Annotated in this window: 7 protein-coding genes; 4 read left to right on the top strand and 3 right to left on the bottom strand. The window is 49.2% G+C overall.

The window, feature by feature from the left end; translation table 11 throughout:
• Positions 1-35: 35 nt before the first annotated feature.
• Both apbE and SK36_RS05740 read right to left on the bottom strand, forming a co-directional pair.
• Entirely contained in the window at positions 36-1,091 is a 1,056-nt protein-coding gene (gene apbE, locus SK36_RS05745) for an FAD:protein FMN transferase ApbE (protein ID WP_045445409.1), read from the bottom strand.
• A 115-nt stretch (positions 1,092-1,206) separates the two neighbouring features.
• Entirely contained in the window at positions 1,207-2,331 is a 1,125-nt protein-coding gene (locus SK36_RS05740) for a porin OmpC (RefSeq protein WP_045445412.1), read from the bottom strand.
• A 740-nt stretch (positions 2,332-3,071) separates the two neighbouring features.
• Between SK36_RS05740 and rcsD the strand changes: the two genes are divergently transcribed.
• The gene (gene rcsD, locus SK36_RS05735) at positions 3,072-5,741 is read left to right on the top strand and encodes a phosphotransferase RcsD (protein ID WP_048221007.1); all 2,670 of its coding nucleotides are present in this window, start codon (positions 3,072-3,074) and stop codon (positions 5,739-5,741) included.
• 16 nt (positions 5,742-5,757) lie between these two features.
• Positions 5,758-6,408, top strand: a complete 651-nt coding sequence (rcsB, locus tag SK36_RS05730; protein ID WP_045445418.1) for a response regulator transcription factor RcsB — start codon at positions 5,758-5,760, stop codon at positions 6,406-6,408.
• 65 nt (positions 6,409-6,473) lie between these two features.
• On the opposite strand, the gene rcsC is transcribed toward rcsB, so the two are convergent.
• Positions 6,474-9,320, bottom strand: coding sequence for a two-component system sensor histidine kinase RcsC (gene rcsC, locus SK36_RS05725; protein ID WP_045445421.1), 2,847 nt, complete (start codon positions 9,318-9,320; stop codon positions 6,474-6,476).
• A 166-nt stretch (positions 9,321-9,486) separates the two neighbouring features.
• Between rcsC and atoS the strand changes: the two genes are divergently transcribed.
• Both atoS and atoC read left to right on the top strand, forming a co-directional pair.
• Positions 9,487-11,325, top strand: a complete 1,839-nt coding sequence (atoS, locus tag SK36_RS05720; RefSeq protein WP_045445424.1) for a two-component system sensor histidine kinase AtoS — start codon at positions 9,487-9,489, stop codon at positions 11,323-11,325.
• The gene (gene atoC / locus SK36_RS05715; protein WP_045445434.1) at positions 11,322-12,707 is read left to right on the top strand and encodes an acetoacetate metabolism transcriptional regulator AtoC; all 1,386 of its coding nucleotides are present in this window, start codon (positions 11,322-11,324) and stop codon (positions 12,705-12,707) included. The genes atoS and atoC overlap by 4 nt, the downstream gene beginning before the upstream one ends.
• Positions 12,708-12,787 lie beyond the last annotated feature (80 nt).

Genomic DNA, 12,787 nt, shown 5'->3' with positions numbered 1-12,787 from the left:
GCATTGCATGATACAAAAACCCGTATTCTTGCTTTTTAATTTTTGTCGCTGACCAGAAAGCTTTTAAACTGTGGCGACATCCAGGTTTTAAACTCATCGCCCTCTTTCACGATCATATAAACTGCCAGCCCTTCACGACGCACGACCTCTTTGGCTTTATCCGTTCCGAGAACCATCAGTCCGGTATCCCAGCCGTCGGCTTCAAGCGCCGTCGGAGCAATTACCGTCACGGACACCAGATTGTGTTCGATCGGTCGACCGGATTGCGGATCGATAACATGTGACAGACGCTTGCCATCCAGTTCGTAATAATTACGGTAACTACCGGAAGTACTGATCCCGTGCCCGTTAATATCCACAATCGCCTGCACCGCGTTTTCGCGATCGGTTGGTTTCTGAATCGCCACACGCCACGGATGCCCCTCGGCGTTCATTCCCCGGCTGTTCAGCGCACCGCCCACGGAGACCAGATAACGAGCGATCCCCTCTTGTTCCATCAGGCGGGCCAGATGATCAGCGGCATAACCTTCTCCCACGGTGGAGAGATCAACGTACAATTCCGGCAAATCTTTTTGCAGGTAGTTCTGATGGGCCTCATTAACGACCTTCAGATGCGAAAGGCCAGTCTTCGCTTTTGCTGCATCAATTTGCGCCTGAGCAGGAATATGTACAGGTTGCTGATCCGGACCAAACCCCCACAGATTGACCAGCGGCCCAACGGTGATGTCCATAGCCCCATCCGTTTTTGCGCCGATACGTAACGCAGACGTTACAATATCCGCCAACGCGTCATTTACCGGCCATGGTGAAAGGCTTTTCGACAGGTTAAAGCGCATCAATGCAGAATCGTTTTTATAGGTAGAGAGAAGCTGATCGTCAGCATCAAGCTGAGTCTGGATCTTCGCCTGCAATTCCCCGGCGCGTTTGGCATCTATTCCCACCACACTGACCCGCCAGAAGGTTCCCATTGTTTTACCTTCCAGTACCGTGGCGGTCGGTGACGGGAGCTGAGCCGATTTCGGGGCCTCATCGCACCCGACAAAAAAGATCGTTGCAGCCAACAGGGCTACACGACAAAAATTCATATCCATACGTGATTATCCTCATGCAAACGGGCGCAAGAGTACACCAAAAATAGTTGTTTGTACGTCAGAAAAACGGCATTAAAAAAGGGCCCGCAGGCCCTTTGACAGAGATAAATGCAGATTAGAACTGGTAAACCAGACCCAGTGCTACGATATCATCGGTAGCAATGCCTGCAGCCTGGGTGAACGCATTGTCATCCAGCAGGTTGATTTTGTAATCAACATAGGTAGACATGTTTTTGTTGAAGTAGTAAGTCGCGCCAACATCAACATATTTCACGATGTCCTGGTCACCGAAGTTAGTGAAGCCATTGCTGATGTCTTTACCTTTTGACTGCAGGTAAGCAACGGACGGACGCAGACCGAAATCAAACTGGTACTGAGCCACAACTTCAAAGTTTTGTGCTTTGTCTGCGAAGCCATAAGCAGCAGTCTGGTTGCTGCCATTAGAGGTACCGAAACGGGTAGCGTTGTAAGACTGGGAGTACTGTGCTGCCAGGTATACGTTGTTCGCATCGTATTTCAGGCCACCGGTATAAACCGTTGCACGATCGCCGTTGCCGTATACGCCAACAGCATTTTGGTCAGCAGTACGTTTAGAGGTAGTAATCGCACCACCGATACCGAAGCCAGCACCCAGATCATAAGTCAGTGATCCGCCGTAACCGTCACCATTCTGAGTCAGCAGGCTACGACCACTTACGTTTTCACCGCTTACGCTACCATTTTTACCCTGGTACTGCAGAGCAAAGTTCAGACCATCAACCAGGCCGAAGAAATCAGTGTTACGGTAAGTCGCATAACCGTTACCACGCTGCTGCATGAAGTTATCAGCACCGTAGGTGTCGCCGCCAAATTCTGGCAGGACGTCAGTCCAGGACGTAACATCATAAGTCACGCCATAGTTACGACCATAATCGAAAGAACCTGCATCAGCGAATTTCAGACCTGCGAATGCCACACGCGTCCAGGCGTCGTTGCTGGCTTCACTCTGGTTACCCTGAATCTGGTATTCCCACTGGCCGTAACCGGTCAGTTGATCGTTAACCTGGGTTTCGCCTTTGAAGCCGATACGCATGTAAGTTTTATCACCATCATCACCTTTGTTATCGGAGAAATAGTGCAGACCATCGACTTTGCCGTACAGGTCTAATTTGTTGCCGTCTTTGTTGTAAATTTCAGCCGCATTTGCTGCGCCTGCCACCAGCAGAGCTGGTACCAGGAGGGACAGTACTTTAACTTTCATGTTATTAACCCTCTGTTATATGCCTTTATTGCTTTTTTATGCCACTGCATACTGATTAACGTTCATTAACCAGTCGGCAACTTCATTCTCCGCAAAAACACAGAATAATCCAACACGAATATGATACTAAAACTTTTAAGGTGTTTCATTTATCACCATAGATGTTTCAAAATATTAATATAAGGGAACTTTTTTAAATGTAAAAAACAGCCAAAATAAGCACGAATAATCAAGATTCATTACAAAATGCTTAAAAATCAAATAATTGTGTTGGATTTTCTCATAGCACTGAATGACAAAACAAAATCTTCACTCGCAACTAAAATAGTTCCGCTATCATCATTAACTTTATTTATTACCGTCATTCATTCATGAATGTCTGTTTACCCCTATTTCAACCGAATGCTCTGCGTTCGGTTTTTTTTTACCCTTCTTTACACAAAACTTACCATCCTGTGCTAACTCTCCTAAACTATAACGATTATTAACCCTCTCATCTCACATTCATCACATATAAATTCATTAAATAATTTCTTGTTATTTAATGCTAAATTCTTAGGTCTTGCATTTATATTTGTACTTCACCCTGTACGCTGTACACCTTTACAGCACTATGGCAGCAGCGAAATGCGCGGTAAAAAATGCTGTACTACGGGCGTTGCGTTAGTATGGCAATTCATACATTACCCTTTATACTGCCCCATCATCTTTAGCGTCGTTTTAACAGGTCATAAACACGAATGAGTCAGTCAGACACAACGGTTTCTACCCGATTCTCCCTGTTGCCGGGAAGTATTACCCGTTTCTTCTTATTACTGATCGTTGTGCTGTTGGTGATGATGGGCGTGATGGTCCAGAGTGCGGTCAACACCTGGTTAAAAGATAAAAGCTATCAGATAGTTGATATCACTCATGCTATCCATAAAAGGGTCGATACCTGGCGGTACGTAACCTGGCAGATCTATGACAACATTGCCGCCACAACCACCTCCTCTACCGCCGACGGGCTACAAGAGACTCGCCTTAAACAAGATGTTTACTATCTTGAAAAACCCCGCAGAAAGACCGAAGCGCTTATTTTCGGTTCACACGACAGCTCGACGCTGGAGATGACCCAGCGCATTTCGACCTATCTGGATACGCTGTGGGGAGCGGAGAATATTCCGTGGTCAATGTATTATCTGAATGGTCAGGACAATAGCCTGATCCTTATTTCAACGCTGCCGCTAAAAGATCTCTCTTCCGGCTTTAAAGAGTCAACGATAGGTAATATCGTCGATTCACGCCGTGCTGAAATGCTGCAGCAGGCCAACGCGCTGGACGAACGTGAAAGCTTCTCCTCCCTGCGCCGCCTGGCCTGGCAAAACGGACATTACTTCACGCTACGTACTACGTTTAATCAGCCGGGGCATCTGGCAACCGTCGTCGCTTTTGATTTGCCAATTAATGATCTTATCCCACCAGGAATGCCGCTGGACAGCTTCCATCTGGAACCGGATGCCACCTCAACGGCCGAACATCTTAATGAAAAAGAATCACCTGACAGCGTCAGTATCAGCTTTAACAACAGTAAAATTGAGATCTCCTCTGCGCTGAACTCAACGGATATGCGACTTGTCTGGCAGGTACCGTTTGGTTCATTGCTCCTTGAATCTTTGCAAAGCATCCTGCTACCGCTATTACTGAATATCGCCCTGCTTGCCCTGGCGCTGTTTGGCTATACCACCTTTCGCCACCTCCCTGCCCGCTCGACCGACGTGGCGCCAAACCTTGCCGCCAATAATGAATTACGCGTTCTGCGGGCCATTAATGAAGAGATTGTTTCCCTGCTGCCTCTGGGTTTACTGGTACATGACCAGGAGGCGAACCGTACGGTCATCAGTAATAAAATTGCCGACCACCTGCTGCCGCATTTAAATCTGCAAAACATTACCAGCATGGCGGAACAGCATCAGGGCATGATTCAAGCCACTATTAATAATGAACTGTATGAAATCAGGCTGTTCCGCAGTCAGATTTCACCGCGTACACAGATCTTTATCATTCGTGACCAGGACAGAGAAATTCTGGTTAATAAAAAGCTGAAACAAGCACAGCGTCTGTATGAGAAAAACCAACAGGCCCGCGCTGCCTTTATGCAGAATATAGGCAGTGCTCTGAAAGAACCCGCCAGAATACTTGCCGTCAACGCTGCCGCGCTAAATACGCCTGACAGTCAGAAACTGGCAAATCAGGCTGATATTCTGGTTCGTATGGTGGATGAAATCCAGTTGGCTAATATTCTGGAGAGCGACACCTGGAAAAGCGACCCAACGCTGTTTTCCATTCAGACGTTAATTGATGAAGTGGTCCCTGAAGTTCTGCCGGTGATTAAACGTAAAGGGCTACAGTTGCTAATCAAAAATCACCTCAGCGCCAGTGACGAGCGCCGTGGCGACCGCGATGCTTTGCGCCGCATTCTGATGCTGCTGATTCAGTATGCGGTAACCACTACCCAAATTGGTAAAATTACCCTCGAGGTTGACCAGGACGAGTCGGAAGCAGAACGTCTGACCTTCCGTATTCTGGATACTGGTGAAGGGATCACGTTAAATGAAATTGATAATCTGCATTTCCCGTTCATTAATGAAACGCAGAGCGATCGCTACGGTAAAGCAAATCCACTAACATTTTGGCTGTGCGATCAATTAGCCCGTAAACTGGGCGGACACCTGAATATTAAAGCACGGGAAGAACTTGGAACACGCTATATAGTCCATGTTAAAATGCCACTGCATGACCAGCATGCTGACATTGAAGAACGCCTGTTGGATGACGTCTGCGTGATGGTTGATGTCACCTCTAATGACGTACGTAGCATTGTGTTACGTCAGTTAGAAAACTGGGGAGCAACCTGCATCACGCCCGATGAACGGTTAAATAGTCAAGAATATGATCTCTTTTTAACTGATAATCCGTCTAATCTTACTGCCTCGGGCTTGCTTTTAAGCGATGATGAGTCTGGCGTGAGGAAAATTGGCCCTGGTCAGTTGCGCGTCAACTTTAATATGAGCAATGCGATGCAGGAAGCTGTCCTGGCGCTAATTGAAGAACAACTGGCGCAGGAAGAGATCCAACAACTCCCTCTCGGCGGAGATGAAAACGCCGAACTTCATGCCAGCGGTTACTATGCGCTCTTTGTGGACACAGTACCGGATGATGTTAAGAGGTTGTATACTGACGCAGCAACCAGTGATTTCGCTGCGTTAGCTCAAACCGCCCATCGCCTGAAAGGCGTGTTTGCCATGCTTAATTTGGTACCCGGCAAGCAGTTATGTGAAGCGCTGGAACATCTTATTCAAGAGAAGGATGCTCCAGGTATAGAAAAGTATATCAGCGACATTGACAATTACGTCAAGAGCTTGCTGTAGCAAGGTAGCCCAATACATGAACACTATGAACGTAATTATTGCCGATGACCATCCGATTGTGCTGTTCGGCATTCGTAAATCACTTGAGCAAATCGAGTGGGTGAATGTTGTCGGCGAATTTGAAGACTCCACTGCACTAATCAACAATTTGCCAAAATTAGATGCCCATGTGTTGATTACCGACCTCTCCATGCCTGGAGATAAATACGGTGACGGGATCACGTTAATTAAATACATCAAGCGTCATTTCCCGAGCCTGTCGATTATCGTTCTTACCATGAACAACAACCCGGCTATCCTGAGCGCAGTACTGGATCTCGATATTGAAGGGATCGTCCTTAAACAAGGTGCGCCAACTGACCTGCCGAAAGCGCTGGCTGCGCTGCAAAAGGGCAAGAAATTTACCCCGGAAAGCGTCTCTCGCCTGCTGGAGAAAATCAGTGCCAGCGGTTATGGTGACAAACGTTTGTCACCAAAAGAGAGCGAAGTCCTGCGCCTGTTTGCCGAAGGTTTCCTGGTCACTGAAATCGCTAAAAAACTCAACCGCAGCATTAAAACCATCAGTAGCCAGAAAAAGTCTGCGATGATGAAGCTCGGTGTGGAAAACGATATTGCATTGCTGAATTACCTGTCGTCCGTGACGTTGAGTCCGTCAGACAAAGACTAATTCACATAGAGCCTGGCTCTAAGCTCAGAAATGCCTGATAGCGCGTTACGCTTATCAGGCATTTTTTATACCCGCGTTTTTCTGACCCGCTCTGCGTAGACCGCCAGCGTTTGCTTCAGCACATCTAACGTCACAGGCTTGGACAGACAACTATCCATACCTGACTCCAGGCATCGCTGCTTCTCTTCTGCTAACGCATTAGCCGTCACACCGACAACCGGCAACGTTAAGCCCAACTGGCGAATGCGCTGCGTCAGACGATAACCGTCCATATTCGGCATATTGACGTCACTCAGCACAATGTCGATATGGTTTTTGCTCAATACATTTAGCGCATCCACACCGTCATTAGCAGTTTTACACTGATATCCCAGCGATCCCAGTTGATCGGCCAACAAACGGCGGTTTATCGGATGATCGTCGACCACCAGAATCATCATGTCATCGTTCGTGCTACCGATCTTATCCGGGGCTGGTAGCGCGCTGGAAAGTTCTTCATTGCCCAGTTCAACGCTGTAAATATGCGCCAATAGCACAGGCAACTCGTGCGGTGATGCCACACTGTGCACCCACTCACCCGGCGCTCTTTCCAGCGGAATACCAATATGGCGACGGCAGAAAATAACCGCTGCTCGCCCCTTCCAGGCCTGTTCCTGCGCATCATCAGCAATCAGTACATCATCCGCCTCAGGCTGCTGACCTTCATAGCGCAGTACTGTCATCCCCGCACTCGCCAGGCTGGTTTCGATAAAGTGATACAGCGAGGCGTTACGCACCGCCAGCCAGCAACGCGTACCCGCAAGGCCTTCAGCCCCTTTTTTCAGCGGGTATTGCGCACCATAAAGTGGAATACGCAACGTAAACTGGCTACCCATTCCCGGTTCAGAATCAACGGAGATATCTCCGTCCATCATGCTGATCAGTTTTTCACAAATTGCCAGCCCCAGCCCGGTTCCCTGGAAATTGCGCTGCACCCCTGTCCCCACCTGGAAGAAAGGATCAAACAGGCGCACGACCTCTTTGGCCGGAATGCCCACGCCGGTATCGCGCACGCGAATACTGAGGTAGTCACCGCTGCACTGCACATGCAGCACAATACAGCCGGTATCGGTGAATTTAATCGCATTGCTCAACAGGTTAGAAATCACCTGCTGCAGGCGCATCGGATCACCATTTAACGCCACCGGCACATCCGGTTCGATAAAACAGTACAACCCAAGTTGCTTGCGAACCACCAGCGGCAGGTAGTTGGCAGTAATATGGTTCATCACTTCTCGCGGTGAAAACTCACGCGGCTCAATCTTCAGCTGTTCAGATTCGATTTTCGAGAAGTCGAGAATATCGCTAATAATTTTCAGCAACAGACTGGAGGAGTTATTCATCGCCGTCACCAGGCGATCCACCCCATCAGGAAGTTCCTTCGTTTGCAGCAGGTCGAGATTACCGATAATGCCATACAGCGGGGTACGCAGCTCATGGCTCACCGTCGCCAGGAACATCGATTTAGACTGGCTTGCCTGTTCCGCCGCCTGAGCCATCTCCTGCAACGACTCTTCCATTTTGACGCGAGCGCTGACATCCACCAGTACACAAATCGCTACGTTTTCATTGCGATAACGTGAGTGCACAAAGCTGATTTGCAGATTGGTATTGTTGCTGGTTAGCACATCAACAAAATTAACCTGCTGGCCGCAGATAATTTGCGTTAGCCGTTGCCGGTCCTCATGCGTCAGCATGTTCAGGTAGGTATGAGCCAGCTCATTGCTCAGGATGTTAATGCCGTCTATGGTGCGCAGAATACAAATGCCGACCGGCGCGGAAGCAACAATTTTACGGTTAAACTGCTCATGTTCTTCCAGTCGCTGCGCGTCACTTTCCGCAGGAATGAAGATACGTCGCTCATACATACGCATGAGCATAAATAGTGCCGCACCCACCAGCACATTCAGCAGAATCGCGTTCAGGATCAGCATGCGGATCCGCTCCAGTACCATATCGACCGGAACGGAATAGACAATGCTGAGTGATGATGGCGGCAGATTTTTCTTCAACACCAGCTCACGAAAACCCGGCGTATAACCAAACCAGGAGCGTTCCTGCATCCAGCGCGGTTCAGCTTTGATATTGCCTTCTGGACCGGTCAGCGAAATCAGCGCATGACCATTTTCATCGAGGATTGTCACACCCATCGGCAAGTTGCCTGGTGTGAAGAAATTCTCCATACGAATCGGCTGCTCCACACCCAGCATCGCCTGCAGGCGATTCGCCAGATAAACTGGTGTAAGCGCATAAAAATACCCTACACCGGGACGCGGCCCCTGGCTTATCCAGAACAGGTTATTGCCGTTTTCTTCCTGTGGCGCGTTACGGTATTTGATGATGCGCTCATGCAGCGCTTTCAGAGCGACGTCACGTTCGACAGGCATATCGCGCAGGCCGAAATTGGCCATGCAGAGGTTATCACTGCCGATCAGGAACACACGATTCAAATCGTAAGCGGCAGAAAAATTGTCTCGCCAGTAGCGCATAAACCACGCCAGCGATTCCAGCGATCCGCGCCAGGTATTCCCCATTACCGTACAGTCGGAATCGGCAAACAACGGCTCAAAATTAGGCACGACGGTTTTATCGTCCCGTGCCCGTTGGGACATCACACCGTTTTCCGCCGTTAAGCGATTTTCAGCAATATATTTCAGCTCTTTTATCACGTCAGAAGTGCGCTGAATGTAGCGTTGGGCCTGATCGGAGCTGAGGTTAAACTCCTGACGAATCTCAGACTCTCTCTGATGCAACGCATTCACAATGTAGAACACTGAAGCAAAAGCAATCAGAAGCCAAACCAGTAGCGCCAGCGCCCTGAACAGATAGCGTGAAACTTTTAGGGTTGCATGAACGGAAGCAAGGTATTTCAAAAGGGCGAAGCTCCGCCTCAGGGAATCAATAAAGTGTGGTTAAGGTAGCGGGAAATGCCCCGCATCGCAATGCCATCTCTTTGCGGGAGTATGATAGACCGCTGAGAAACCGTTGCCTCAACCCGTGATAATCGTGTTTGACCAAACACACTACATGGATGTCATGATGCGCAATCTGAAAGGGCTCATATGCCGCTTATATCCGCGACGTTTACGCAATCAGATGATCATGATGGCCATTCTGATGGTTATTGTACCAACAATATCTATTGGTTATATCGTAGAAACCGAAGGCCGTTCAGCAGTCTTATCTGAAAAAGAGAAAAAATTATCATCGGTAGTAACCCTGCTGAACGATGAGTTGGGCGATCGCTTTAGCCACTTCGATAATCTGCCGCGTGAAGCGCGTATTCGTGCGCTTAATGAAGAGCTGAGCTCCATTACAGAACGGATCACACAGGCGTTTCCCGGCGTGGGTGCAGGGTATTACCACAAAGCGCTGGATGCGATTATCACCTATGCACCCTCTGCGCTTTATCAAAGCAATGTTGGTATCACCATCGCGCCAGACCATCCCGGACATGAGGTGATGGACAACAACACCCCCGTGGTCTATTCAGGGCGACAAGTTCGCGGTGACATTCTCAACTCAATGATCCCAATAGAACGGCATGGCGAAGTCATTGGTTATATCTGGGCTAACGAACTGACGGAAGATATCCGCCAGCAGGCCTGGCGAATGGACGTCAGGATCATTGCCGTTCTGGCAGGCGGATTAGTCAGCAGCCTGCTACTTATCGTTCTCTTTTCACGCCGATTCGGCGCCAATATCGACATCATCACTGACGGGCTCTCGACGCTGGCGCAAAAAACACCAGCTCGTCTTCCCAACCTGCCCGGCGAGTTGGGACAAATTAGCCGCAGCGTCAATGCGCTGGCACAAACATTACGCGAAACCAAAACGCTTAACGATCTGATTATTGAGAACGCCGCAGATGGCGTCATTGCAATCGACAGACAGGGTGACGTCACCACCATGAACCCGGCAGCGGAGCAGATAACAGGCTATAAGCTACATGAGCTGGTTGGGCAATCCTATGCAAAGCTGTTTGCTAACACCGGGTTCTACAGCCCGGTGCTGGATACCCTGGAGTACGGTACCGAGCATGTCGCGCTGGAGGTCAGCTTTCCTGGGCGTGAACGAACTATTGAGATAAGCGTCACCACCAGCCGAATCCATAACGCTCATGGCGAGTTGATCGGCGCACTGGTGATCTTCTCAGATTTAACAGCCCGCAAAGAGACACAACGCCGGCTGGCACAAACGGAAAGGCTCGCCACACTCGGTGAACTAATGGCCGGGGTGGCCCATGAAGTACGTAATCCTCTGACGGCAATACGCGGTTATGTCCAGATCATCCGCCAGCAAACTTCTCAGCCGGAGCATCAGGAGTATTTATCCGTTGTGCTAAATGAAATTGATTCAATTAATAAAGTTATCCAGCAACTGTTGGACTTCTCACGCCCGCGGCAAAGCCAGTGGCAACAGGTTCGACTCAATGCGCTGATTGAAGAGACGCTGATCCTCGTGCAAACCTCCGGTATTCAGGCCCGTATCAGCTTTACAACAGAATTAGATGCCAGCCTGACAGCGATCGTCGCCGATCGAGAACTGCTCAAACAGGTGATCCTGAATATTTTAATCAATGCAGTACAGGCGATAGGCGCACGAGGTGAAATTCGGATCCGTACCTGGCAATACACCGCTTCGCAGCAGGCAGTAATGATTGAGGATAATGGCAGTGGGATTGATATCGCCTTACAGAAGAAAATATTCGATCCATTCTTTACCACAAAAGCGTCAGGCACAGGTCTGGGACTGGCACTGAGCCAGCGCATAATCAATGCGCATCAAGGGGATATCCATGTAGTCAGCATGCCTGGCTGCGGCGCAACTTTCACTCTTATTTTACCGATCAATCCTCAGGGAACCTCGTCAGAATGAAAACCACATACCGTATTCTCATCGTTGATGACGAAGAAAATGTCCGCCGTATGCTTACCACAGCCTTTTCGCTGCAAGGACATGAGACACACTGTGCCAGCGACGGCAAAGCAGCGCTTAGCCTGTTTGCTGACACACAGCCCGATGTGGTGCTGATGGACATTCGTATGCCAGAAATGGATGGAATCGACGCACTGAAAATCATGCGAACCCAGCAGCCACGGATCCCCGTCATTCTGATGACGGCCTACGCCGAAGTAGAAACGGCAGTAGAGGCATTACGTAGTGGCGCATTTGACTACGTGATTAAGCCGTTTGACCTGGACGAACTTAACCTGGTGATTCAACGCGCATTGCAGTTACAGGCGATGAAGCAGGAGATCCGCAGTCTTCATCAGGCCCTCAGCACCAGCTGGCAATGGGGGCATATCCTTACGACCAGCCCGCTGATGATGGATATTTGCAAAGATACGGCAAAAATCGCGCTCTCACAGGCAAATGTACTGGTTAGCGGTGAAAGCGGCACGGGGAAAGAACTGATAGCCCGCGCAATCCATTACAACAGCCGACGTTCCAGCGGTCCGTTTATAAAAATAAACTGTGCCGCGTTACCAGAATCATTGCTGGAGAGCGAGCTGTTTGGTCATGAAAAAGGCGCATTTACCGGCGCGCAGACATTACGGCAAGGATTGTTCGAACGCGCTCATCAGGGGACGCTGTTGCTTGATGAAATTGGTGAGATGCCGCTGGTTCTACAGGCGAAACTACTACGAATTTTGCAGGAACGAGAATTCGAACGCATCGGTGGGCATCAAACCATTCGCGTTGATATTCGTATTATTGCCGCCACCAATCGCTGCCTGTACACAATGGTAAAAGAAGGAACCTTCCGCGAAGACTTGTTTTATCGGCTAAACGTGATTCATCTGGCCCTGCCCCCATTACGTGAACGCCGTGAAGACATCGCTCTGTTAGCTAACCATTTTTTACAAAAATTCAGTTCGGAAAATCAGCGAGATATCATTGAAATTGATCCGACAGCCATGTCAATCCTCACGGCCTGGCCATGGCCGGGAAATATTCGCGAACTGTCCAACGTGATCGAACGCGCGGTGGTCATGAATACCGGTGCGGTAATTTTTGCTGAAGACCTGCCCGCCCAGTTCCGCTCTCCCGTAAGCGCAATAACGGAAGTAAAACCCGCCCAGACCGGAGAGCGGAACCTGAAAGAAGAGATTAAACGCGAAGAAAAACGGATCATTGTTGAAGTCCTCGAACAGCAGGACGGAAACCGAACCCGCACCGCGCTAATGTTGGGGATCAGCCGACGCGCCCTGATGTATAAATTACAAGAATATGGTATCGACCCGTCAGGTTCCTGAGACAAAATTTGCTATGCAGAATTTTGCACACTGCGCAAAACTCTGCATAGTTCATTGACTTCCCGCTCACATCCCGCTTA

It is taken from the genome of Citrobacter sp. MGH106 (genome assembly GCF_001037495.1).
Taxonomy (GTDB): Bacteria; Pseudomonadota; Gammaproteobacteria; order Enterobacterales; family Enterobacteriaceae; genus Citrobacter; species Citrobacter murliniae.
Note: the sequence above shows the minus strand (reverse complement) of the source record. Positions and strands in the feature narration are given on the sequence as shown.